Source organism: Deltaproteobacteria bacterium, assembly GCA_017302835.1.
GTDB lineage: Bacteria > Bdellovibrionota > Bdellovibrionia > Bdellovibrionales > Bdellovibrionaceae > UBA2316.
This window is the reverse complement of record JAFLCC010000004.1, coordinates 228,337-251,972: the sequence shown is the minus strand read 5'-3', so window position 1 is coordinate 251,972 and position 23,636 is coordinate 228,337. Positions and strand designations below refer to the sequence as shown.

Annotated in this window: 23 protein-coding genes and 1 pseudogene; 16 read left to right on the top strand and 8 right to left on the bottom strand. The window is 37.0% G+C overall.

Annotated features, from left to right (window positions below; genetic code table 11):
- The first annotated feature begins 12 nt into the window (after window positions 1–12).
- Window positions 13–1,107, top strand: a complete 1,095-nt coding sequence (locus J0M15_06300; protein ID MBN8536645.1) for a DUF3419 family protein — start codon at window positions 13–15, stop codon at window positions 1,105–1,107.
- Between the two features lie 121 nt (window positions 1,108–1,228).
- Here J0M15_06300 and J0M15_06295 read toward each other — a convergent pair whose 3' ends face one another.
- The 4 genes from J0M15_06295 to J0M15_06280 form a co-directional block, all read right to left on the bottom strand.
- Window positions 1,229–1,540 carry a helix-turn-helix domain-containing protein gene (locus J0M15_06295; GenBank protein ID MBN8536644.1) on the bottom strand — a complete coding sequence of 104 codons (312 nt, stop codon included), beginning with the start codon at window positions 1,538–1,540 and terminating at the stop codon, window positions 1,229–1,231.
- 715 nt (window positions 1,541–2,255) lie between these two features.
- Window positions 2,256–3,311 carry a low specificity L-threonine aldolase gene (locus J0M15_06290; protein MBN8536643.1) on the bottom strand — a complete coding sequence of 352 codons (1,056 nt, stop codon included), beginning with the start codon at window positions 3,309–3,311 and terminating at the stop codon, window positions 2,256–2,258.
- The gene (locus tag J0M15_06285) at window positions 3,298–4,299 is read right to left on the bottom strand and encodes a formimidoylglutamase (GenBank protein MBN8536642.1); all 1,002 of its coding nucleotides are present in this window, start codon (window positions 4,297–4,299) and stop codon (window positions 3,298–3,300) included. Before J0M15_06285 ends, J0M15_06290 begins: the two co-directional genes overlap by 14 nt.
- Window positions 4,296–4,847, bottom strand: a complete 552-nt coding sequence (locus J0M15_06280) for a hypothetical protein (GenBank protein MBN8536641.1) — start codon at window positions 4,845–4,847, stop codon at window positions 4,296–4,298. The genes J0M15_06285 and J0M15_06280 overlap by 4 nt, the downstream gene beginning before the upstream one ends.
- Before the next feature lie 92 nt (window positions 4,848–4,939).
- On the opposite strand from J0M15_06280, the gene J0M15_06275 reads away from it, so the two are divergent.
- The 5 genes from J0M15_06275 to J0M15_06255 all read left to right on the top strand — a co-directional run bounded on the left by J0M15_06275 (window position 4,940) and on the right by J0M15_06255 (window position 9,269).
- Window positions 4,940–5,521: a hypothetical protein gene (locus tag J0M15_06275; protein ID MBN8536640.1), complete on the top strand. Its 582-nt coding sequence runs from the start codon at window positions 4,940–4,942 to the stop codon at window positions 5,519–5,521.
- Between the two features lie 60 nt (window positions 5,522–5,581).
- Window positions 5,582–7,585 carry an NAD(+) synthase gene (gene nadE / locus J0M15_06270; protein ID MBN8536639.1) on the top strand — a complete coding sequence of 668 codons (2,004 nt, stop codon included), beginning with the start codon at window positions 5,582–5,584 and terminating at the stop codon, window positions 7,583–7,585.
- Between the two features lie 50 nt (window positions 7,586–7,635).
- Entirely contained in the window at window positions 7,636–8,262 is a 627-nt protein-coding gene (locus tag J0M15_06265) for an isochorismatase family protein (protein MBN8536638.1), read from the top strand.
- A 73-nt stretch (window positions 8,263–8,335) separates the two neighbouring features.
- Window positions 8,336–8,551, top strand: coding sequence for a hypothetical protein (locus J0M15_06260; GenBank protein MBN8536637.1), 216 nt, complete (start codon window positions 8,336–8,338; stop codon window positions 8,549–8,551).
- A 40-nt stretch (window positions 8,552–8,591) separates the two neighbouring features.
- Window positions 8,592–9,269 (top strand): hemolysin III family protein, encoded by a 678-nt coding sequence (locus tag J0M15_06255; GenBank protein ID MBN8536636.1) that lies wholly within the window; start codon window positions 8,592–8,594, stop codon window positions 9,267–9,269.
- Between the two features lie 61 nt (window positions 9,270–9,330).
- On the opposite strand, the gene J0M15_06250 is transcribed toward J0M15_06255, so the two are convergent.
- On the bottom strand, window positions 9,331–9,822 hold the full coding sequence (locus J0M15_06250) for a hypothetical protein (GenBank protein ID MBN8536635.1): 492 nt from the start codon (window positions 9,820–9,822) through the stop codon (window positions 9,331–9,333).
- A gap of 495 nt (window positions 9,823–10,317) precedes the next feature.
- On the opposite strand from J0M15_06250, the gene J0M15_06245 reads away from it, so the two are divergent.
- From J0M15_06245 to J0M15_06205, 9 genes are all read left to right on the top strand, one after another.
- Window positions 10,318–11,382: a mechanosensitive ion channel gene (locus J0M15_06245; GenBank protein ID MBN8536634.1), complete on the top strand. Its 1,065-nt coding sequence runs from the start codon at window positions 10,318–10,320 to the stop codon at window positions 11,380–11,382.
- Window positions 11,379–12,503 (top strand): tRNA preQ1(34) S-adenosylmethionine ribosyltransferase-isomerase QueA, encoded by a 1,125-nt coding sequence (gene queA / locus J0M15_06240; GenBank protein MBN8536633.1) that lies wholly within the window; start codon window positions 11,379–11,381, stop codon window positions 12,501–12,503. Before J0M15_06245 ends, queA begins: the two co-directional genes overlap by 4 nt.
- Window positions 12,487–13,599 (top strand): tRNA guanosine(34) transglycosylase Tgt, encoded by a 1,113-nt coding sequence (gene tgt, locus J0M15_06235; GenBank protein MBN8536632.1) that lies wholly within the window; start codon window positions 12,487–12,489, stop codon window positions 13,597–13,599. Before queA ends, tgt begins: the two co-directional genes overlap by 17 nt.
- Before the next feature lie 136 nt (window positions 13,600–13,735).
- Window positions 13,736–14,110 carry a preprotein translocase subunit YajC gene (gene yajC / locus J0M15_06230; protein MBN8536631.1) on the top strand — a complete coding sequence of 125 codons (375 nt, stop codon included), beginning with the start codon at window positions 13,736–13,738 and terminating at the stop codon, window positions 14,108–14,110.
- Window positions 14,111–14,230: 120 nt separating this feature from the next.
- Window positions 14,231–15,952: a protein translocase subunit SecD gene (gene secD, locus J0M15_06225; GenBank protein MBN8536630.1), complete on the top strand. Its 1,722-nt coding sequence runs from the start codon at window positions 14,231–14,233 to the stop codon at window positions 15,950–15,952.
- 15 nt (window positions 15,953–15,967) lie between these two features.
- On the top strand, window positions 15,968–16,915 hold the full coding sequence (secF, locus tag J0M15_06220; protein ID MBN8536629.1) for a protein translocase subunit SecF: 948 nt from the start codon (window positions 15,968–15,970) through the stop codon (window positions 16,913–16,915).
- The gene (recJ, locus tag J0M15_06215) at window positions 16,915–18,684 is read left to right on the top strand and encodes a single-stranded-DNA-specific exonuclease RecJ (protein MBN8536628.1); all 1,770 of its coding nucleotides are present in this window, start codon (window positions 16,915–16,917) and stop codon (window positions 18,682–18,684) included. Before secF ends, recJ begins: the two co-directional genes overlap by 1 nt.
- Window positions 18,685–18,694: 10 nt before the next feature.
- Window positions 18,695–19,384, top strand: coding sequence for a 7-cyano-7-deazaguanine synthase QueC (gene queC / locus J0M15_06210; GenBank protein ID MBN8536627.1), 690 nt, complete (start codon window positions 18,695–18,697; stop codon window positions 19,382–19,384).
- A gap of 18 nt (window positions 19,385–19,402) precedes the next feature.
- Window positions 19,403–19,969, top strand: a complete 567-nt coding sequence (locus J0M15_06205) for a DUF366 family protein (protein MBN8536626.1) — start codon at window positions 19,403–19,405, stop codon at window positions 19,967–19,969.
- Window positions 19,970–19,974: 5 nt separating this feature from the next.
- On the opposite strand, the pseudogene J0M15_06200 reads toward J0M15_06205, so the two are convergent.
- Window positions 19,975–20,119, bottom strand: a pseudogene (locus tag J0M15_06200) (DMT family protein).
- Window positions 20,120–20,128: 9 nt separating this feature from the next.
- Window positions 20,129–20,869, bottom strand: coding sequence for a DUF1275 domain-containing protein (locus tag J0M15_06195; protein MBN8536625.1), 741 nt, complete (start codon window positions 20,867–20,869; stop codon window positions 20,129–20,131).
- A 121-nt stretch (window positions 20,870–20,990) separates the two neighbouring features.
- Between J0M15_06195 and J0M15_06190 the strand changes: the two genes are divergently transcribed.
- Entirely contained in the window at window positions 20,991–21,608 is a 618-nt protein-coding gene (locus tag J0M15_06190; GenBank protein ID MBN8536624.1) for an LON peptidase substrate-binding domain-containing protein, read from the top strand.
- Here J0M15_06190 and J0M15_06185 read toward each other — a convergent pair.
- Complete coding sequence (locus J0M15_06185) at window positions 21,605–23,599, bottom strand: DUF3854 domain-containing protein (GenBank protein ID MBN8536623.1); 1,995 nt, start codon at window positions 23,597–23,599, stop codon at window positions 21,605–21,607. The two genes, J0M15_06190 and J0M15_06185, sit on opposite strands and share 4 nt — an antisense overlap.
- Window positions 23,600–23,636 lie beyond the last annotated feature (37 nt).

Genomic DNA, 23,636 nt, shown 5'->3' with positions numbered 1-23,636 from the left:
GAGAAAAAACTTATGTCCGCAGAATATTTTTCAAGTTTAAATTACACCTTGGCCAATGAGGATACTTTTATCGAGCATGCGCTCCTTCCTCAAAAAGTTAGCAGAGTTTTTAGCATCGCTGGATCGGGTGCTAGATGCCTACCCCTCATCGCGCAAAATCCTGAGGTACTTGATATTATTGATATGAGCCAAGAGCAAATTTATTTATGTGAGTTGAGAATTGAGGCCATGAAGCAGTTGTCAGAGGATGAATGGCTGTATTTTATGGGATACCGTGGAGGCCTGCAGGCTGGTAATCAAGCCGGTGATGACCGATGGAGTTTATTTTTAAAGATTAAAATCAGCCAAAGCGCTAAGAGTTTTTGGAGTGAAAGAAAAGAAGCTTGGTTAAGTAAAGGGTTTATTCTTTTAGGTCGTTGGGAGTCTCACTTTCAAAAACTTGGAAAAATATTTAGAGATTATCTGAAGTGTGACTTTTCAGAGATTTTCAAGGCACAAAGTCTTAGTGAACAAATTCAGATATATGAAGCCAAGTGGCCTCATCTACGTTGGAAATCATTTATGAGGGTCCTTGCCAGTGAATATGTATTTAACAAATACTTATATAAGGGACACTTTAGTGGTACCCAAGATCATCGTACAGAGAACCGCCCTCCTCATCAATTTATCATGGAAGAATTTGAAAGAGTTTTTCGAACTCAATTAGTAAGAAAAAATTATTTTATGCAAATTCTTTTTTTAGGAGAAATCCGTTATCAAGAAGGACTTCCTTTGGAGGCTCATTCGCGCATCATTCAGCAAGTGAAAGCATCGAGCACTCAAGTAAAATATCATGTAGGAAATTTGTTAGAATTATTACCACGAAACCCATATGATTTTATTTCTTTGTCAGATACAATTTCCTATCTTCCTGAATCTGAAGCTTGCGAGATCCTCCAAAAACTGCATCCTGAAACGGCTGCAGGATCTCAGGTCGTGATCCGCTCCTTTATGAGAAAACCAAAAAGTCTAAACTTGGCTCATTGGACTCAAAATAAAGAAAAAGAAAAACAGGCCCATCATTTAGACGGCACAGGAATTTATGAGTTTCATATTTTTCAACTTTAAAATAAGCCACGGTAATCTTTAAAAGTTAACTTCCTTAAAAAAGTTAAGATATTCATCTAGTGAATTCATAGGATAAAGTGACAACTCATTCATTGTTTATTTAACCCTTTTAGTTTTAGAATTAAGAGGCAAGTTTATCTAAGTCCTCTGGTAAAATTCGATACTCTTTGCCAATTTTCTTAGATTTGAGTTGTCCAGACTTAATCCAGCGCAAAAGGGTTCGTTCTGATTTTCCAAGGTATTTCGCAGCAGCCTCCAACGTAAACCAAGGGGACTCTGTGCGTGAGACCTCTAAAATTTGAATTTCAACTAAATCGCCAGAGCGGGTAAGTCCAGCAAAAACATTCGGTGATAATTGAATATCTTTCGAAATACGTTCCTTCTTAAAAACTATGGATAAAGCATCTGAGCTTTTATCATATGAAATTTTCACAAAGGCCTCCAGTTTACAAGAGTTGTTATGACAATTAAAAATGGGTTTTCAAGAGAGACAGAAAGGCAAATAAAGTTGTCTTGTCTTTTGGGGATACTTTTAAAAATCCAGAATTGATTAGGTTTTTCTTTCCGGATTTTCTGACCCTTTGTCAAAACAAAATAAACAAGATCCTCTGAAACAAGCCGTAATGTCATTCTTTCCCTGGCGTGATCTGTAAAAACAACTTGATAAATTTCACCGTCGAACTTTACTTTCATCTTCCAAAAATCTCCACCTGTCGACGAACAGCTTCTCCTATTTAGACACGAAAGTCAACAATTATTTATGTCATTGAGAGACATCTTTGTCCAAAGTAAACGCCTCAGTTCACCCTAGAACACTGCACGGTAACAGAGAAAACTAACCATAAAACTTCAAAAATATTCATTGCCTTTAGATAGTTAATTTCGATTCGAAAAGGCAGGTCTGTTCATGTATTTTTTGCAGTACAAATTGAAAATAGTTTTTAGGAACAAAAGAAGATTTTTCAATATTTTGTTAATAATTTGCTCAGTGATACCTATTTAAATTTAAATAATAACACTTTAATTTTAAGTGTTGATAAATCAAAAAATTCTGAACTAAATAAAATTACTAATACGTCAAGAGTAAAAATAAGCACTTTTTACACGGATGGAATAAAACAATACTCAGATTTTATTAATTAATAAAACTATTTTATTCCAAGAGAATTCATTTTCTCGATAAATTCATCGACATCAGAGGGTTTGGAATCCCATGAAAGCATGAGTCTTGCTGAGAAAGTGAGTTCGTCCCAGATATAAAAAAACTTTGAATTTTTTAGTTCTTTTATATGGATCTTAGGAAATAAAACAAATACTGAGTTTGATTCCACAGGATAAATGATTTTAATTTCTGAAAAGTTTGATAATTTTTCCTCTAAGTATTTGGCCATTTTTAAAGAGTGGCTTGCAATCTGATGCCATAGGTTATTATCAAAATAAGCTTGAAATTGAGCTGCAATAAATCTGGATTTAGAAGGAAGTTGTCCAAATTGTTTTCGAAAGTATTTAAAGTTATTTCCTAAATGGGGATTTATAAAAATCACAATTTCACCAGCCAAGAGCCCATTTTTTGTTCCCCCAAAGGAAATAACATCAACTCCTAAATGAGTGGTCATTTCAGAAAAACTACTCTTTAGGTAAACACAGGCATTTGCAAATCGAGCTCCATCAACATGAACGTAGAGCTTATTCTGGTGGGCCCAATCACAAATTTCTTTTATTTCTTTTAAGCTGTAACAGGTACCAAGTTCTGTTGGTTGGGTTAAGCTGATCACTTTGACTTGTGAGAAATGTTGGTCACCTTTACGAACAAACTGAGCTTTGATATCTTCTAAAGAAATTTTTCCATTTTTTGATTTCACCGGAATTAATTTAAATCCTCCATAGACCTCAGGTCCCCCGCATTCGTCGACATTGATATGGGCAATATCACTACAAATGACAGAGTTGAAGGACTCAAGGCAAGCCTTGAGTGCCAAAATATTAGCGGCAGTTCCATTATAAACAAAATAAGAAGATGTAGAGGCCAGATTATTTGAATGGGATAGACCAAATAAGTCTTTTATTTTCTTTTCAACAGCTTCGGTATTTTCATCGAATCCATAACTGTGCGCATGGCCCTGATTTGCCTGGAGCATTGAATTGAAGATATCAGGATGAACTTCGGCATGATTGTCGCTTCCAAAACCTCTAACAAGACTCATAATGGTTCTCCTTAAAATATTTAAAATATTGATTCATAAAAAGGGCAGCGGCTCTTTGGGTGTTAGAATTAAGGTCTAAGGGGGGAGATACTTCGTAAATGCCCAGATGTTGCCAATTTTTAAAGTGGCTCAAAATAGAAAGACCTGACAATAAATCTCGGACTTGTAATCCGATAGGCCAAGATTGCGAACAGCCAGGTGCTTCTTGAGAGCTTAAGACGTCAATATCTAAGCTCACAAAAAGAGGTTGATCCCCATGGGATTTAAATATCAGATTTAAAAAATAAGAAAGAGAGTGAGTATGAATGTCTTCAATGCTGATCACTTTTCCTAGATGATTTTTAACAAAATGGGCATGATAACTTGAATTGCAATGCTCTTGAATCCCCACTTCATAAAAATCAATTTTTTGAGAAAATTCTTTTAAGATTTTATAGAAGGGAGTTCCTGAGTTAATTCCAGAGTTGTCAGATCTGACATCCAAATGAGCATCAAAATTTAGAATTAATGGTTTTACCGATGGATTTTTTTTTAAACAAGAAGAGATAAATCCATGGGCATCTGGATATCCATAGTCGTGTCCTCCACCAAGGCTGATAATAAAATTCTTTTGATCGTGAAGGTGCTCGATTTCTTTTTTTAGACCATTTTGGGTTTCTTCTAATGAAGGTAGAAATGAGGTTTCCCAATTTCCTAAATCTATAAAAACATTTTTTTCGCAAGAATTAGAAGTTAATCGATAAAATAAATTACGAATGCCAGAAGGGCCCAGATGAGCTCCAGCTCTTCCTCCATTGTTTTTAATTCCTCGATCATCTTGATATCCAAGTACGACCAAAGAATGGTTAGGATAGTTGTCAGAAACGATGAAGGGTTTAAACAAATCACCCAGCCTTGGATCTAAGGGGTCTTTTTTAGAAAAAAACAAATCAGTAGATGTGGGTTGAATTTTTTCTTTAAAGTTAGCAAGATTTTTTCCAGAATTCATGGAACCAATTTGTTCATGGTCACTTCGTTGATAAAAGCGCCAGTGGTTGTGCTGTAGAATCGAATGAGGGCTTTGTTTTCTGCCATGTAGAGATCTGAATAATAAATTTGACTGTCATCAGATAAAAATAAAACCCAACTATCACCTTGGCCAGGAGTGATAGAGTAGTTGAGATTTGAGGCAGAGGATTTGCTGGGAGGGTTTCCTTGAGAATTGTAAATATGCAAATGGCTAAAATCATTAACCTGTAAAAGACCCAATGAGGACATCCACAACCCAAGGAATCTATTTAGGCCTATATAATCTATACTTTCAATAACAAAGCAATTAGGTGATTTTTTAGTTCCAACCGCTGAAATAAAATCGTTAGTATTTAATTTTAAAATTTGAGCTTTAAGGATGCTGTCTTCTGCTAAAAGACTAAACTCTCCAGAAGTTGTTTTAATAAATTTTTGTTGGTTTTGATTTATAATATAACCAGAAAAAGATTCAAAGGCCAGTGTGTCCAAGAAATAGATTAAGCAAGAGAAAAAGAATAGATGCTTCATAGGTCCTCTCATTATGATGAATCACAAACAACTGTCTGAAGTCAAAAAAAAAATAATGACGCCTTTGATATATTTTGATGTAATGAGAGCTAATGAAAAAAAATAAAGAACTTAATTTGAGATCTAGAAAATCAATTTCTCTTATTTTGATCGCTTTTTTAGTGAACTCTAGTTTGTCTTCTCAAGCTGGTGCCATTCTCACCAGCTTAAATGGATTTTATTACAATAAAAATATCATTCATAGTGATGACACGGTAACAGATTCGACGCAGTCATTTTTAAGTCTTAATATAAGTTATCTCACTAGTTCGAGATTTATTTTAGGTGTGAATTCGATTAGTGATTCAACAGATAGTGGGACTCAAATTGAAAAAGTAACTGGTTACGGGCCCTCATTGGGATATTTATTTGGATCTTGGGTCTTAGAAGGAACCGCATTAAGTCAAATGGAATACAGTCCTAATTCCAGCGCTTCCCAAAAATGGAAAGAAGGTTCTGGATATCAAGTTAGTTTATGTTTTTTAAGTTTAGGAAATTTGGGAGTGTTTTGGGGATTTCAGTGGGTATACAGAGCTGTCGATTATAAGAAATACTTTGATGGGCAAGACTTTATTGAGAATAAAAGAAAAGTAAGTGAGACTTTTCCTCAGGTTAAAATAGGTTATGCTTTTTAAAATCCGAAATGGTCTTAAGTTGAGTCCTAAGCGTAACTCCTGTAAGATGAGGAAATATTCATGAGAAATATTAAAATAGCTGCTGTGGCCATCAATCAAACCCCATTGGATTGGAAGGGGAATGAAGAGAGAATTTTTTCAGCATTAAAGGAATCTGAAGAAAAAAAAGTTCAGGTCCTTTGTTTCCCAGAGTTATGCCTTTCAGGTTATGGCTGCGAAGATGCTTTTTATTCGCCCTTTGTCGTTGAAAATTCGTTACGTCTGTTGTTTAATTTATTGCCTTTTACTGCGAATCAAGTTGTCGCCCTTGGTCTGCCACTTTTATTTAAAGGATCACTTTTTAACGTGATAGCGCTGATAGTTGACAAGGAGCTCATCGCTTTTGTTCCTAAGAAAATATTAGCGGGGGACGGTGTTTATTATGAAAACAGATGGTTTAAGGCCTGGGATTCAGGCGTTCGCGAAACGATAGAAATTCAGAATCCTGTAAATAAAAAAAAATTAGAAATTCCAATTGGTGATTTTTACTTTAATATCGGAGGAATTAAATTTGGATTAGAAATTTGTGAGGAAGCCTGGGTTGCCAAAAGAGTAGGTGCGACACTTTCGCAAAAAGGAGTGGACGTTATTTTGAATCCAAGCGCCTCTCATTTTTCCTTCGGAAAGCAAGAAATCAGAAAACGTTTCGTTGCTGAAGGGTCAAGGGCCTTTGGTGTGGCCTATATTTTGTCAAATCTTTTGGGAAACGAATCGGGAAGAATTATTTTTGATGGGGCTTGTTTAGTCGCCACAGATGGGAAAATTCTTTTAGAAAATCAAAGATTTTCTTTCGCAGACTTTGAAATCAATGACTGTGTCGTAGATATCGATGGAAATAAAATAAAAAGGCAACAAAGTGCTCACCATAAACCAGAATTTGGTCAATCAGAAATTGATCAGATTGAAGTTGATTTTCAATGGAATTTTTTAAAACCCCAGGCGTCGTTTTTGGAATCTACTTATCCTCAAAACAAGGATTTAAAATATGAAGAATTTTTCCATGCAGTCACTTTGGGTTTATTTGATTATTTAAGGAAAAGTAGATCCCATGGGTTCGTTATTTCACTGAGTGGTGGGGTGGATTCATCCGTTGTCACTCTTCTAGCGACTTACTCGTTGTTAGAAGCTCAGAAAAATTTAGGCGATGAAAAATTAGCAATAAAATTGGCTTATATTAAAGAAACTCCAAACTTACTAAAAAATAAGGATTGGATTAAAAGTTTTATCCATGTGGCTTACCAAGCTACCGCCCAGTCATCGCAAGGCACTAACCTGGCGGCGAAAGGGTTAGCTCAAGAGTTAAATATTTCATTTTATGAATGGGATATTGATCCCATTTTAAAAGCTTATATTCAGACAGTCGAAGATGTTTTGCAGAGAAAATTAACTTGGGAGACCGATGACCTTTCTTTGCAAAACATTCAAGCCAGAAGTCGTTCGCCAGGGATATGGTTACTTGCAAATCTTAAAAATTCCTTATTGCTATCAACTAGCAATCGATCAGAAGCCGCTGTTGGGTATGCGACCATGGATGGAGACACTTCTGGAGGGCTGAGCCCCATCGCAGGAGTTTCCAAAGATTTCTTAAATCAATGGGTAAGATGGTGTGCCGTAAGTGGTCCTCGTGGTGTGGGGCCTATTTCTAGTCTTAAAGACGTTTTCAAGATGCCGCCGACAGCAGAGCTTAGGCCATCTAGTTATGCGCAAGAAGATGAAAAAGATCTGATGCCCTATCCTATTCTTGATAGAATTGAAAAGGAGTTTATTCGAGACAGAAAAAGCCCTCAAGATATTGTCGAATGTTTGCATTCGGAGTTCCCCCATTTTCAGCCAAGAGAATTGTCGCTCTTTGTAATTAAATTTTTGAAGTTATGGTCTAGGAATCAATGGAAGAGAGAAAGATATGCTCCTGCTTTTCATCTGGACGACGAGTCTTTGGATCCTAAGACTTGGTGTCGCTATCCCATTTTGACATCTCAGTTTGAGGAAGAGATCAGAGGTCTAGAAAAAACATATCCTAATTAAAAATTTTTGCTCAGTGAAAAGAGTTAACTCATAATGATTTGGTGAGATGTTTGTTGCTTCATGATTTGCAAAATGATTTTTTTCAAAATGGAACGATGAATGTTCCAAAGCCCGCTAACTATATGGATAGGATAAATCAACTTCTTAGTTATAGTGGAAAAAAAAATGATCTTAATGTTTTAAGCCAAGACTATCATTTACCTCATCACCATTCTTTTGCTTCGAATAATCCGGGTAAAAAGTTAGAAGAAAAAATAGAATTGCACAGTCAAAGGCAAGTGTTGTGGCCTGACCACTGCGTGCAGAACACTCCGGGAGCGAGCTTTCATCCCGCCTTAGAGATTCAATGTATTCATTTTGTGGTCAGAAAAGGTATGAACCCGATGTTTGATTCCTCTTCGGCCTTTTTTGATAAGAGCAGGCTTGAAAAAACCCAACTTCATGATTACTTGCAGTATAAACAAGTAAATGAAATTGTCCTTGCCGGACTAGCTTTGGATTTGGGAATCACGCAAACAGCTTTGGATGCCAGAGAGTTAGGGTACAGAGTCCAGATCATTGAAGACTTAAGTCCAGCTTACAAGATTCCAAAGGATAAGATAAAAGAACGATTGTTCATTTTAAAAACAGAAGGCGTTATTCTTTTAAGCCAAAAAGAATATGAAACTAATCCTTGATTTAAAAACCTCAGGATATAAAATACACAAAAGAAGTCTGGTGCTTTTTTAAAATTAAAAAAGAGGAGTTTATTTGAAAACATTATTTTTAAAAAATTTGGCTTTAGTAGGTTTTGTGGCTTTAAGTTTAGGTTTGTCATCATGTGCTCATAAAAGAGGCTGTTGCGCAAGTAAATGTAAAGAGGGTGGATGTAAAATGATGGATGCAGATAAAGACGGTTGCAAAATGAATCAAGCTCCAGAAGTGAAGAAAACCGAAGACAAAAAAGTAGAAGATAAAAAACCTTAGGATTTGAAAAGTAGGATCTAAAAAGCAAGGTAAGTTATAAATGTCCTCAATTCAGCTATCTTTTTCTTCTACGGAAAAAAATGATTTCTCTTTGGTTAAGCCTAAGTTGAGGGGTTTTTTTCACCAAGCGGCTTTTTTTTTCAGCCTGGGTGCTTGTGGTATGTTGCTATCCCTGGCAAAAAATTTTAATTCTCTTATTTCTGTATTTATTTATTCTTTCGGAGTGGTGACTCTTTTTGGAGTCAGTTCTCTATATCATCGGCGGCAATGGAGCCCACAGAACCGTCAATGGATGAGGCGTTTGGACCATGCGGCTATTTTTATAATGATTGCAGGTACGGGGACTCCCCTTTGTTTATTGGCCATTTCAGAAACTGGGGGTAAGACTCTTTTAGTCTTGATTTGGGGGGCGGCTTTTCTAGGTGTCATGCAAACACTTTTTTGGATCAAAGCCCCAAAATACTTGTCGGCCATTTTGTATTTGGCAATGGGATGGTTGGCAGCTCCTTATATTTCAGAATTGAAAGTGGCGCTTGGAAATTTAAGTGTTTCCCTGATAGTTATTGGCGGGGTAATTTACTCGATAGGAGCTCTTGTCTATGCTCTAAAAAGGCCAAATCCTTGGCCTTTGATTTTTGGCTACCACGAGATCTTTCATATTTTAACCATCGTGGCAGCTATTTTACATTTTATTGTGATTGCAAGATTAATTTACTAAATTCAATTCGGGATTCTTGAAAATGGCACCCTTTAGCTAATTTTAATTAATTGCAATTTAGTTACTCACATTTATAGCCGGCAGCTTGCAAATTTTTAGAAACTTTTTGAGTCACGTTATTGCAAAAAGCAGTATCAGAGATGGCACTTGCGATGGACTTTGATTCTCCAGACTTAGTGTACAAAACTTCACAAGCCTTTTGTCCTCCAGCTTTCACTTCAAGAGTTCGCACTTCAGAACCTGATTTGCATGTTACTTTTCCTTGGCCTTCGCTACCTGCTGTTGTTTTTTCAGAAGGAGTGGCTGGAGCGGTTGGTGCAGCTGAAGCCTTGGCTACTTTTGCTTTAGATTTGCTTGATTTTTTGGAAGGAGCGCTGGCTGTGGGGGCCGCCATCTTTTCTGGAGCTTTAGTTTCTGTTTTTGCAGTTACTTCGGGAGCAGGGGTTGTTGCCTTCGTTTCAGCTGCGGCTGTTGTTTTTGGAGTGGAGGAACAAGCGCTCATAAAACTGAGAGCTATCATTCCAAGTAGGGTGTTTAAAAATAATGCTTTCATAGGGATCTCCTTTAGTTAATTAATGAATTTTTGGAATTCTTAATGAGTTTATTGTTATCGATTACATTAATATAATTAATATAGAGGAGTTCCTAGACTGTCAACACTCTCAAAAATTTAAAAGATGAGTTTTTTTTAACCGTGGAACTCGGTTCGTCAGTCTTAGCTTATGAAAGGCATATCAAGGATGAGGTGCCTGGGTTCTTATTCCACCCTAAGGAAGAGACTTCTAAACTAGGATGGTTTAGTCTTCCTAAGGTGGAAGGTGGAAAGTGGAAATTTAAATTTGTTTTGGAGAATTTACTCCATCAGGGTTTGGTGGTTCCCCTGGTGGGTATAATCTCCTGCGGAAGGTTTAAAGCCTTCCGCTTTTTTTTATTCAGTGCGCCTCTCGACAAATCAAACTCTCCTATTTACATTAACAAAGATTCATATTAAATGCTGGCTACCGAGTCAGCCTGGCGATTAAGGAATTTGCCAACCGAATGAATCTAAATGTTTTTCATCAAGGAAAAAGTGATGACGTCCTTTCCTTCAGCTAGCGATAAAATTCAAGCCTTTATTCATTTAGAGTACTACATTATTTTAACTATAGTTTTATTTTTTGGATTAGGGTTTTACAAGTTTCATTTAACTCAAATTACTGAAAAGAGACACAAGAATCTTCAAGCTCGATTCCGGTCTACTTTTTATCTCTTGCTTGTGAGTTTCCTATTTTCTTTGGCCAATAGATTTTATCTCAGCCTAGAGATGGGTCAAAGTGGATGGATACAAAGGATTTACACGGTTTTTTTATATCTAACCATCAGCTTGTCGGCGGTGACCTTTGTTAAAGTGGCCCAGATCTTGGCCTATCTGTATTTATTTTTTAAAAATAAAAGTGTTGGTATCCCTAGGTTGTTGGCAAATTTATTTACATTTATATTTTCACTCATTGTTTTTATTTATTTAATGTCTGAAGTTTTTTCTATAAATTTAACAGCCATGCTCGCAACATCAGCCGTTTTCTCGATTGTTCTGGGCTTGGCCTTGCAGGATACCTTAGGAAATTTATTTTCAGGAGTGGCCTTGCAAATTGGGAATCCCTTTACCATTGGGGATTGGGTTGAAATTCAAAATGCAGGTAATAAATGGACAGGGCAAGTTCAAGAAATTACTTGGCGAGCCACCTTTATCAATACTTTTTCAAATGAGTGGATCATGATTCCAAACAAAATCATGGCTCAGAGTCAGATTTTAATTTATTCAAATAATGTGAAACAAGTTAGACATTCTCATACTTTTCGAATTGATTTTTCCGCAGACATTCGCAAGATTAAAGCTTTGCTTTTGGAATCAATGTTAAAAAATCCAGATGTGGTGAAAGACCCAGCTCCAAGGGTACTGATTATTGAGACAACGGAGTCCTGGCTGACAGTTAAAGTTTTTTATTCGATAGAAGACTTTTCTCGTAAATACTCTATCGGTGATGAGGTCATTCAAGACATCATGAGCACCTTGCAGAACTCTGGAGTGCCCCTGGCTATGAATAAAATTTCTTTTGCACGGATTCCTGAATGAAACGGAGTGATTTGGTTTTTTCATATCCCGAAGAGCTTATCGGTAAAGAGCCAGAGTACCCTCCGCGAGTGCTGTCATTTCAATCTAACAAACAAGCTAACCAACAGACTGCTTCACCTGCCGCCCCACACGCCTTATCTCAAACTGCCTCACAGGCCACTTTACAAAAAATAGAAGAGCTTTCTTGGCAAGGCTTGCTAGATCAATTTCAACAAGGCGATGTTCTAGTTATCAACGACACTCAGGTTCTTCGCAGAAGACTTTTTTCTGAAGAAGAGGATGAAATTTTATTTCTTAATCCGACGGATAAGGAAGCTATTCATTGGGAGGTCTTGTTTCCTTCGAAAAAACAATCCTTAGGGGCGCGCTTAGCTCTTCCTCGGGGTATACAGGCAGAGCTTGTAAGAAAAGGACGGCCTCAGCTTTTGAAGCTCAGTCAAGGGATTGATGAGAGTTATTTCAATCAGTATGGAGAGTTGCCTTTACCTCCATATATTCAGAAGGCAAGGCTTCAACGGCATAATTTTCTTGCCGACAATAAGGACTATCAGACTTCTTGGGCTGAAAAACCAGGGAGTTTGGCCGCGCCGACAGCAAGCCTTCATTTTAAGACCTCGGATCTTGAAAAATTAGAATCCAAGGGGGTGCAAATTCTGAAGATGACCTTACATGTAGGGCTCGGTACCTTTATGCCGGTGACGGTTGATGATTTAGATCAGCACCCGATGCATTCAGAATATGTAGAAATTCCTTTAGAAGTGTGGTCTAAAATTCAATTAGCAAAGAGGCAGGGGCATACCATCTGGTCGCTGGGGACAACGGTGACGAGATCTTTGGAGAGTCAGGCCCTAGGTTATTTTAAAAAAGTCGATCTGGAACGAGGATCTTCAAATAAAACAGGACCGGCTTTTGTGGGTTTAACAGACTTATTAATTCAGCCAGGTTTTGATTTTAAAGTTGTAGATAGGTTATTAACGAACTTTCATCAGCCTGAAAGCACGCTGTTATCCTTGGTAGCGGCCTTTGCGGGTTTGGAGAATGTGAAAAGGGTCTATGCTCTGGCTATTGAAAAAAAAATGAGACTTTTTAGTTATGGAGATTTAAGTGTCTGGACAAAATAATCAGTTTAAAGTTTTGAAAACTCATCATCAAGCGCGCCGTGGACGTTTGCAAACGCCCCATGGATCCATAGAAACTCCCGTATTTATGGCGGTAGGGACAAAGGCGACGGTGAAGGCCATGACCAATGAGGAATTGCTAGAGTGTGGGACTCAAATTATTTTGGGAAATACCTATCACTTGCACTTGCGACCAGGAGAGAAGCTTATAAAAAAAATGGGAGGCTTGCATTCCTTTATGAATTGGAAAAAACCGATTTTGACTGATTCTGGAGGTTTTCAGGTTTTTTCTCTGAGTGGACTTCGTACCTTGACAGAAGAAGGGGTCGAGTTCAGATCCCATTTGGATGGGGCAAAGTGCTTTATTTCTCCAGAAAAGAGCATGGAAATTCAAATGGATTTAGGTTCAGATATTATTATGGCCTTCGATGAATGCTTACAGTATCCCGCAACGGAAGACCAAATTCAAAAATCCATGGATTTAACCTATCGCTGGTTATTAAGATCGAAAGCCGCAATGACACGAAAAGAATCTCAGCTTTTTGGTATTGTTCAAGGAGGGCTTGATCTAAAACACCGTCTGAAATCACTAGAACAAATCACCTCTGTAGATCTTCCCGGTTATGCTTTGGGTGGCTTTAGCGTGGGTGAGCCGATACACCTAATGCATGAGTTGCTTCCCCATGTGGCTCCACAAATGCCTGCAGATAAACCTCGCTATTTAATGGGCGTCGGCACACCTTTGGATTTACTTATTGCCATTGATTCCGGTATCGATATGTTTGATTGCGTGATGCCAACCCGAGTGGCTAGGAATGGAACTTTGTATACCTGGCAAGGAAAGGTTTCTATCAAAAGAAATGAATACAAAGAGGACCCTTCTCCTTTGGATCCTGAATGTGATTGCTATACTTGTAAAAACTATACGAAATCCTATTTGAGGCATTTATTTATGAGTGGGGAAATCTTGGGGTCTCGCTTGAACACCATTCACAATATTTATTTTTATATGAAACTCATGGAGCGAGCTCGAGCCGCCATTGAAGAGGGAACTTGGGAAGAATTTTATTTTAATTGCCGGCAGCGTTTTATTAAATAATTCTTGCTCCAAGTCATTAAGGAGCTTTGACTAAGTTCTAGACGGGCCCTTAATAACCTGATATTCAGTTTTTTTAAAATCTGGTTTTTATCTAGTTATAAGTTGTAGATTATCACTTTTGTTATAAGGAGTTTTTATGTTGAAATTTATTTTGTTTTCAAACTTTGTGTTGGCTCAGACGGCGACGACGCCAGCTCCTGCGGCTGGACAACAGCCTTCAATGCTCGAAGCTGTGTTTCCGTTTATTGTCATGTTTGTGATTTTGTACTTCATGCTATTGCGTCCCCAAATGAAAAAACAAAAACAACAACAGACCTTTGTCTCTTCATTAAAAAGAGGCGATGAGGTGATCACTCATTCTGGAATATTAGGAAAAATTGAAGGATTAACCGATCAATTTGTGACCTTAGAAATAGCTGACAGTGTCAGAATTAAAATGTTAAGATCTCAAATAGCAGGAAGTGCCCAACTAGCAATTCAGTCTGCGCAAAAAGAAAGCAGCAAAAACTAATTTTCTTTTTGACTTTTAAGTACTTGGATATTCAAATTACATTTCGAAGCTAAATCCTTTCTTGTTCTGATGAAAGGATTTGGGTTTTATTTCATTAAAAGTTATTCATAAGGAAGTTGTATGGAAAATTATCGATGGCGTTTAACGGCCACTCTTTTAGGAGTTTTCACAGCCGTTATTTTGTTAACACCCAATGTATTTAATACGGGTAAAATTTCTTGGTGGCCAGCTCAAAAAAAATTAAATTACGGATTAGATATTCAAGGTGGTCTGCACTTGGTTATGGGTGTGGATGTTAATGGGGTGATGACGGAAACGGCAACCCGTCTAGCAAATTCAATCAAAAAAGAATTAAGCACGAGTAAAGAGCCTGTTGCGATCACTGATTTTAAAATAACCAATGGTGAAAAAGGTGAAATCACATTTGAATTGCCAACGGCTTTGGATGTAGACAAAGCATCAAAGCAAATTATGGAAAAACACGGGGTTTTACTTCAAGAATTTGCAAAAACAGATAGAATTTTGGTTTTAAGATATCTTGAAAATCAATTGGCAGAAACAAAGTCCAAAGTGATAGCTCAGTCCATCGAAACTATCCGTAATAGGATTGATGAATTTGGAGTTGCCGAACCCAGTATTTCTCAGCAGGGTTTGGATAGAATCCTGGTGCAATTGCCAGGCATGACCGATGCGGAAAATGCCAAAAAACTTATCAACACAACGGCTAAATTGGATTTTATGATTGTCAATCGAGATGTCAGTCCTGCTGATTTACAAAAGTGGATTCAGGAAGCTGAAAAAGCAGGAAATTATTCGATTCAGACAATGAAGTATTCCGAATATACAAATAAAATTAATTTAGACCTTAAGGGAAAGATCCCAGAAAAAACAGTGGTCTATTTTGGTAAAACCGAAAATGCTACAAATATAAATGCTGGAGCTCGACCTTACCTGTTGAAATCTGACACGGACTTAGGTGGTTCTAGTTTGGAAGATGCTTCCATTGCCTTTGGACAATTTGGTGAGCCTGAAGTGACCTTGGTGTTTAACCCGGTGGGTGCGGCTAAGTTTGCGGATATTACTGGGGCTAACGTAGGTCAACAAATGGCCATTGTTTTAGATAAAGTCGTTAAATCGGCACCAAATATACAAACCAAGATTGGAGATGGGCATGCGAGGATCACTTTGGGTTCCGTAAGGAATCGAGATGAATCCTTAGCTGAAGCAAAAATGATTTCCACCGCATTACGAGCTGGGTCCTTACCAGCAAGTTTAGAACAGCTAGAAGAAAGAAGAGTTGGGCCCAGTCTGGGAGGAGATTCTATTAGGAAGGCCGAATTGGGAGCCTTTGTAGGAAGTCTTCTGGTCATTCTCTTCATGCTTTTTTATTATCGTGGAATGGGTGTTGTGGCGACAGTGTCCATGGCCGTGAATATTCTCTCTGTATTTGGATTACTAACTGCCTTGGGAGCTACCCTCACCTTACCTGGTATAGCAGGGATTGCGTTAACTGTGGGATTTGCCGTCGATGCGAATGTTCTTATTCAAGAACGGATTAAAGAAGAGCTTTTGAAGGGGGCAAGTTGGAAGTTGGCCATTAAAGAAGGGTATCATCGAGCCATGTCAGCCATTCTAGATTCGAATGTGACAGTTGCTGCTACCGGAGGAATCCTGCTTTATTTTGGAACGGGACCCGTAAAAGGATTTGCAGTGACTTTACTTATTGGAATTGTAACAACACTTTTTGCAAATGTGTTTGTCTCAAAACTCATTGTAGATACTTTGATTTTTAAGTGGAACTATAAACAAATATCCATCGGTTTGCCTGTTAAACCCAATTAAGGACGTAGGAAAAAAATGAAAACAACAAATAATGTAAAAGTTAAAGAAGATGATTTTGGTCGCTTTGATTTTGTTAAAAATATTGGTCTCTTCGGAGGAATTTCATTGGTCTTGGTTATTGTTTCATTAATTTATTTAGCCATTCGTGGAATAAATTATGGAATTGATTTCCGAGGCGGAACAGAAATTCAAGTGAAGTTTGTAAATCCAGTATCCATTGATAGTTTAAGAAACAGCTCAGAAAAATTAGGTATTGGTGATATTGGAATTCAGAGTTTTGGTGATACCAATGAGTTTGTCATTCGCTTTCAGGGAAAAATTGGAGCTACGGATAAAGAAACAAATGATATTCTGAACCAGTCGATTGCTAAAGTAAAGACCATGATCGAGGTCGAGTTTGGTGCGCAAAAGCCAGATATCCGAAGAGTTGATTCCGTTGGGCCACAGGTGGGAGCGGAGCTAAAAAAGAACGGTTTTCTTTCTGTGTTTTATTGTTTACTAGTGATATTAATTTATATTTCTCTACGCTTTGATTATAAGTACGCTCCGGGTGCGGTCATTTGTTTGTTTCATGATGCCGTCATTACTCTGGGAATATTTGTTTTAGTTGGTAAGGAAGTCAATGTGCCCATTCTGGCAGCTATTCTGACTCTAATCGGATTTTCTTTAAATGATACCATTGTGGTATTTGATAGAATTCGTGAAACAGAAGAAGCTTATAAAAATAAACCCATTTCATTTCTTATTAACAAGGCCATAAATGATATGTTGAGCAGAACCATAATCACCTCAGGCACTGTTTTCATTTCAGCTTTAAGTTTGTACGCTTTTGCTGGCGGCACGGTGGGTGATATCGCTTTTGCGCTTTGTATTGGTATTTTCTTTGGAACCTATTCTTCAATTTATGTGGCGGCTCCATTTATTATTGTTTTTGAAAAATTAAAGTATCTGGCAAAGGCTTAGTGGCCATAACAACAATGGAAGTAAATCCTCTTTTAAGTCAGGAATCTTTAAAGATTCCTGATTTTTTATTAAAATTCCTGATCGCCAGAGGTTTCAAATCCTCTCAAGAAATAAAGGAGTTTCTTTATCCTAAAATTTCGACATTAAGTGATCCTTTTTTAGTCTTAAATATGGATAAGGCAGTTCAGAGATTGCTTCTCGCTTTGGACAGTCAAGAAAAAATTGCGATTTATGGGGACTATGATTTAGACGGTACCTTTGGGCTTATTTTACTCAAAGAAGGGTTAGAAAAATTAGGATTTAAATTCATTATTCCCTTTCAGCCCTTACGTCATCGTGATGGCTATGGCCTTCACTCCCATTATGTGGAGGAAATAAAATCAAGAGGCTGTCATTTGATTCTTACTGTGGATGTCGGAATCACAGCTAATGAGGCTTGCGATAAGGCTAAGGACTTAGGCGTGGATGTGATTGTGACCGATCATCATTTGCCACAGGATCGGTTGCCATCGGCATTTTGTATTGTGAATCCCAATCAAGAAGGCGACAAATCTGGATTGAATTATCTTTGTGGTGCGGGAGTGGCGTTATATCTTATTCGTGCCTTAAGAAAAAAAATGCTAGATCTAGGGTATTCTACATCCTTTGATATCAAAGAACTTCTGCCTTATTACGCCATCGCTACCATCACTGATATGGTCCCGTTGATAAAGGACAATAGATTGTTATTAAAGTTTGCCTTTGAATCTTTTAAAAAAGTAGAAAATAAGGGACTCACGGCTCTTTTATCCAAATTGGATTTAAAGGGCAAGAAATTGGATGTTGAGGATATTGGGATAAAGTTAGCCCCCAAAATAAACGCCCTCGGCAGACTTGAAAAAGACAAGCAACCCATGGAATTACTTTTTCTTGAAAATGAAATACAGGCAAATGCCTATGTCGAAGAGTTGCTTGACTTGAATACCAAGCGAAGAGCCTTTCAGGATAAGGGTGTGAATATCGTAGAACAGCATATTTTGGAAAATAATTTAGAAGAGAGTATCAAGAGAGATCATTTTCTTTATTTTTTTTCTGATAAAATTCATCCAGGAGTCACAGGACTTATTGCTAATCACTTCATGACGGAATTGGGTGTCGCTTGCCTTATTGGAAGCGTGAATCCAGAAACAGGAACGGTGATTTCTTCGGGACGAAAACCAGAGGATTCCCCTGGGAGTCTGGTGGAATTTATTTCTAGTATTAAATCTGAAACCTGTGATGGCGGAGGTCATTCTTGTGCCATAGGATTTGAGTTTCATTTGGACGAAGCGAGTCGGATTCATAAACTCGCAACTCATTATTTCTTGAAGAATCAGTTAGACAATCAGTTAGACATTGTTATTGAAAAGCCGCATCCAGAGCATCAACTAAAATTTGATGCCGAGATCAACTGGAAGGACTTGCATTTTAAAAATTATCTTTGGCTTGAGTTTATGGAGCCATTTGGAGTGGGCTTTGAAGAACCTCGGTTTTTAATTAAAAATGTCTCCTTTATTCAACTCACTCTTTTAAAAAATAAACATTTTAAGCTCGTGGCCATTGATTCCAGTCATAATGAAAAAAATGATTTTCTTCTGTTTAATCCTAATTCCTTTCAAAGAAGACTGATCACGGAAGGCCTTGATAATTTGGACGTGGTTGTTAAAATTAAAAGAGATAAGTTTAGAAACCAGAACAAAATACAATTACTTATTGAGGATGTTTGCAGACATGAGTCTTTTAAAAATTAACAAACCTGATATTAAAAAATCAGATAAAACAGTGGTGATCCTTTCCGGGGGATTAGATTCTTCGGTTAATTTATATTTAGCTGCTCAACAAACGAAGGTGGAACTGGCATTGACCTTTAATTACGGGCAGAGGGCTTTTGAGAAAGAGATTCAAGCTTCGCAGAAGTTGACACAAAATTTGGGAATTAAACATCAAGTTATTGACCTTCAATGGATGAAGCTCTTTGGAAAGTCTTCATTGATTGATAATTCTTTGGCTATTCCAAAGTCTGAAGTTAGTATCGATGATCACAATACTTCCTTGCAAACTGCTAAGTCCGTGTGGGTTCCAAACAGAAATGGAATTTTCTTAAATATCGGTGCAGGTTTTGCTGAATCCCTGGGAGTTAAATATTTAATACCCGGTTTTAATTTGGAAGAAGCCACCACTTTTCCTGATAATTCCCTAGAGTTTATGAAGGCTTTAGATCATAGTTTTAGTTTTTCGACCCAAAACAAAGTAGAAACATTTTGTTTTACTGTGAATTTAAACAAAACTGAAATTGTAAGCATGGGGATGCAGTTACAACTGCCATTTAAAGAATTATGGCCCTGTTACTTAACTGCGGAGAAATGGTGTGGGGAGTGTGAGTCTTGTAAGCGATTCAAACGGGCATTAATTGCAAATAAATTAGATCTACATTCTTATTTTAGAATTTAAGCTGAAAGAATTTTCTAAATGAAAACAAAATGGATAAATAAAATTATTAAATATGATGGGTCTCAGTTGAGGCCATTGTTTGCGTATGAAAATTTTAATATTTTAGGTAACTCCGTGCTTGCCTGGCTTGGGCCATGTGAAATTCCTTTTTCAAACATGAAAGATCTTGAGGATGTACTTGCGGTTAGTCCTATTCGTGGTGGTTTTATGTTGCACTTCATTGTTGAAATTTTTCATCAGAATCTTTTTTCTGGCGTCATTTTACAAAGACTATTCGCGTCCATTGTTAAAGATGAAATAATGGAAATGTTAGCTGTTAAGAAAAGCAAATATAAATTATTTCGAGATGGAGATGATATTTATAGCCTGGATAGAAAGTTATCCATAAGCATTGCTTCACAAAGCGTCTTATCAACACAAATTCATTTTGCAGTGAATGTGACCAATGAGGGAACACCAGTTAAAACTCTTTGTCTCGAAGATCTTAAAATTGAGCCTGAAGTTTTGGCTAAAAAGGTTTTGAAGAAATTCCAAACTGAGTTTGACACCATTATGGAAGCAACAATGAAGGTTCGAAGCCTCTAAGGGCCCTAAGATCTAAAAATAAAATACACCGCCTCACAAAGGCATAGACCTGCGTATAAAAAATCCATTTTTAAGGGTTTTAAGATGACCGTACCATGCAAAGGTCATGAAAATATTAGATAGCGTTAATAAAAAAATGGTTAAAAACATGTGTTCATCCTAATTTTCTCTATTTTTTTGAAAACGATTATTAATACTCATCCCGAGAAAAATGCTCGTCATCATTAAGGGAATAAAAAAACCAAGATAGTGATGTTTATTAAAAATACTGGCGGCAAGCCAGCTTCCCAAAATAAAAGAGACGATAATTCCCAATCGCATCAATGTCGCTAAAAATTCCATCTGTTGATGCTGGTTAAGGGGAGAAGAAAAAATACGGATTAAGCCAATGCCCAGATCTGTCGTTAGCCCAGTCAAATGGGTTGTTCGCACCACCGCCTTTGATACGGAAGTAATCATCGCATTTTGAATTCCAGAGGCGAGGCTTAATAAAGCCAATAGTAAAAAATCCCTTGAAAGATTTAATTCATTGCCGAAATCGCCAAAGTAATTTGAAATCCCCAGAATGGATACTAGTAAAAAACATATCCACATTCCAGCGAAGACAATGATATAATTTGGTTTGTGTTGGTGAAGGCTTCTTCTATCGGTAAAAAAAGCTGAAAACATGGCTCCTAATAAAAATAAAAATGGCACGGCTAAGTAGCCAAGGGCATTTTTAACGTTTCCTTCTGCCATTTCTGCTCCAAATAGAGTGGCAAAACCGGTCGTATGTGTGACGAATCGATGGCAGGCTAAAAAGCCTCCCACATTGATGCAACCAGCTTGGAAGGAAAAAGCAGTCCAAATTAAAAATTTTTTGCCAGAATAACTATCTTCATGAATAAGGGTCGTGAACATGTTTTGATTTTATAAAGATTTCATTTAAAAATATATCTTTTAATCAACTTCCAGATTCACTCGACCATCATCCAGAAATATTCCTTCTTGCCTAAATATTTAAGAAAGGTAGACTTAGACAATGGAGTTACTTGTTTTCCCTTTGGTCAATGTGACCCTCTTTCCAAAAACGACGAAACCCTTAAATATTTTCGAACCACGTTATGTTCAAATGGTGAAAGATGCTATTAAGAACAACCAAATGATTGCTGTAGGTCATATTCAAGATCCATCCTTGATTGTTCCCACATCACCAGGTGAGTACCTCCATTTTATTAGCCCTGTAGTTGGATATGGAAAAGTGCAAATAGTTGAAGAGAGAGCAAATGGATTTTTGTTGGTTTTTTTAAATGGAGTTGGGAAAGCGAAGATTGGCAAAGTCCTTGACAAGAAGAATCCTTATTATGTCTGTGAAGCTACAGGTATAGAAGAAAATAATATCCCAAATCCAAATTTAAAAAATAAAATTACTGTTCTTAATAAAATACTCGTTTCATGGATAACCAAGTACTTTGGAAATCCAACTCAAGCTGAAATGTTTATTAGAAATTTAGAAGGACCAGAAGCTATTGTTTCGGCCTTTACCGCGTATCTTGTTAAAGACTATGACTTTCAACAAATGGTTTTAGAGTTAAATGATATCAATGAAAAAATTGAATTACTCTACCGTCTTGTTGAATCTAATGAAATTTTAACTTAAAATTTTACTAATGCCACCGCTGTTGAGTTGTCTTTTTTAACAATTAAAAGAGGGTAGTTTTGATTTTCAGAAGAAACGTTCTCAACAAACGTGTAATCATCGGATGGAAAAATAGATTTTAAGTAGTTAGAAAATTCAATAGAGCTTAATTCTGGATCAATTATTTTCTTATCCAAAATAAGGACTTTATCAAGAGCCGAATTGTTTGAATGTCTTTTCTGTAAAATAAATGAAAACTTAGGGTTGATATGGAGAATTCCTTTTCTTCCTGGATAAGAAGAATTCATATATTTTTCAAGAGTTTTTTCCAGAAGAGCTAATTGTTTTTTTAATTCATTTAATACCTCATGATCCGATAAATTGGAAAAGCCCAAAGTGGAATCCAGAGCCTGCTCATAAGTTTGAATGGTTTTGTTGATTTTATTTTTTCTAGAACTTAACTCCGTTAGAGTGGTATCCATATTTTTAATCTGAGCAAATTCATCAGGCGAGACCGCCTGGTCAAGGGATTTTAAATAGGCATCTGCGCCTTTCTCTAAAATAAGATCATCTATTCCTACTTTTCCTCCGGAGTTAACATCAGGAAGATAAGCCACTTTAACTTTGATTCCAGCTGCTTCAAGCTCTTTGGCAATAAGGTACGAGGCTCTCTCGCTATCAGTAACAAGATCTATTCGGAAGAGGGCCTTTCCTTTCGGGTCACGATCAAATAAAACAATGACCTCAGAAGGACTTGCAGCCAGAATTTTATTTTTTATTGAGGTATTAAATTGTGAGATTCCAGGTAATCCAAGATGGAGAATACCCGTGTACATTTGCCCGATGGCGCATTTAAATTCACCTTCAGTAATGACTAATTTCTGTCCCTTCGCTTTTTCTAATTGCCAGGAGTTATAAAACTCTTCAATGAGGGGCTCCACTTCAATCAAAGATCGGTCCTTAGGCCAGCTTAAATACTTAGGCAAATTTGGTCGACTTTTGAGGTTACGAGTTCGCCATGAGGCAATTTGACTTTTTTGACTTTGACTTGAAGAATTTAAATCATAGAGAGGAATTTTAATTGAATCGTCATAGTTTTCGCGATAAACGGCTCTACCATCATTTCGAAATTCAACGTTGAGCCAACCGGCGTCCACAAGATCATTGTAACTGATTGGAGTTTTTTCACGAAGCCACTTTTCACGAGCCCAAGTCTTAATATCAAATAGTTCACGAGAATAATAGACCAATCCTAGCTTTTCAGCTGTACCAGCAGGCCAACCCCGAGACTTTTCAAATTCAATAACTTTTTCATTCGCAGCCGGGATATTTCTCAATTGGTTAAAGATTTCAGTATTGATTTTGAGTATTCGATCTTTTCTTCTTTTTGTAAACTCAACACCTAAGAAATGTTTTTTAAAATGATCGCGTTGTTTTTCAGAACTGAAGGTTAAGGATTTGATCTGACCTGCGGGGGTTAACTCAATATCGAGTATCCTGCCAAGTTGCTTTTCCATCATGTCATGGTGTGATTTATGATATCCATAAACAAACTGGTTTTTAAAAAGGTGAGTGTGATTGGAAACTTTATATTCCACATCACTCAAAAAATCAGGATTTCGATAAAAATCAAAATATTTTTTTCCATTATAAGTTCCAAATGAAGGGCGAATAAAAAATAAATACTTTTCATATTCTTTGAGCGATGAGTTGAGCTTCTCTATTTGCTGTATGTAATTTTTTGTTGAAAATAGAGTCTGACGTATCTGATTAGCAAGTGCGGAATTGGTTATTTGATCTGAAGTAGTAAAATTTGGGCCAGTAAAATTGGGGGCAGTAAAATAAGAGTTGAATTTTGTTAAATCTTTTTTTGGAGAATAGATTGAATAACAACTGTTAGGATTGAAGCTTGAAATGTTAGGAGTAATGCTTGAACCCCAGAGGCTTAATGGCACCAAGAAAAAAATACTGACTTGGACTGTTAAAACAAAATGAAGATGAATTCTTTTCATGTGGGAGGTTTTATAGTAAACAGTGCCAAAAACCAGT

Coding starts and splice junctions, on each gene's coding strand:
- secD (MBN8536630.1), top strand. CDS start 14,231: ATGGAAAATTATCGATGGCGTTTAACGGCCACTCTTTTAGGAGTTTTC.
- nadE (MBN8536639.1), top strand. CDS start 5,582: ATGAGAAATATTAAAATAGCTGCTGTGGCCATCAATCAAACCCCATTG.
- J0M15_06205 (MBN8536626.1), top strand. CDS start 19,403: ATGAAAACAAAATGGATAAATAAAATTATTAAATATGATGGGTCTCAG.
- J0M15_06255 (MBN8536636.1), top strand. CDS start 8,592: ATGTCCTCAATTCAGCTATCTTTTTCTTCTACGGAAAAAAATGATTTC.
- J0M15_06275 (MBN8536640.1), top strand. CDS start 4,940: ATGAAAAAAAATAAAGAACTTAATTTGAGATCTAGAAAATCAATTTCT.
- secF (MBN8536629.1), top strand. CDS start 15,968: ATGAAAACAACAAATAATGTAAAAGTTAAAGAAGATGATTTTGGTCGC.
- J0M15_06195 (MBN8536625.1), bottom strand. CDS start 20,869: ATGTTCACGACCCTTATTCATGAAGATAGTTATTCTGGCAAAAAATTT.
- J0M15_06285 (MBN8536642.1), bottom strand. CDS start 4,299: ATGAATTCTGGAAAAAATCTTGCTAACTTTAAAGAAAAAATTCAACCC.
- J0M15_06185 (MBN8536623.1), bottom strand. CDS start 23,599: ATGAAAAGAATTCATCTTCATTTTGTTTTAACAGTCCAAGTCAGTATT.
- J0M15_06245 (MBN8536634.1), top strand. CDS start 10,318: ATGTTTTTCATCAAGGAAAAAGTGATGACGTCCTTTCCTTCAGCTAGC.
- J0M15_06250 (MBN8536635.1), bottom strand. CDS start 9,822: ATGAAAGCATTATTTTTAAACACCCTACTTGGAATGATAGCTCTCAGT.
- J0M15_06280 (MBN8536641.1), bottom strand. CDS start 4,847: ATGAAGCATCTATTCTTTTTCTCTTGCTTAATCTATTTCTTGGACACA.
- J0M15_06300 (MBN8536645.1), top strand. CDS start 13: ATGTCCGCAGAATATTTTTCAAGTTTAAATTACACCTTGGCCAATGAG.
- queA (MBN8536633.1), top strand. CDS start 11,379: ATGAAACGGAGTGATTTGGTTTTTTCATATCCCGAAGAGCTTATCGGT.
- yajC (MBN8536631.1), top strand. CDS start 13,736: ATGTTGAAATTTATTTTGTTTTCAAACTTTGTGTTGGCTCAGACGGCG.
- J0M15_06290 (MBN8536643.1), bottom strand. CDS start 3,311: ATGAGTCTTGTTAGAGGTTTTGGAAGCGACAATCATGCCGAAGTTCAT.
- J0M15_06190 (MBN8536624.1), top strand. CDS start 20,991: ATGGAGTTACTTGTTTTCCCTTTGGTCAATGTGACCCTCTTTCCAAAA.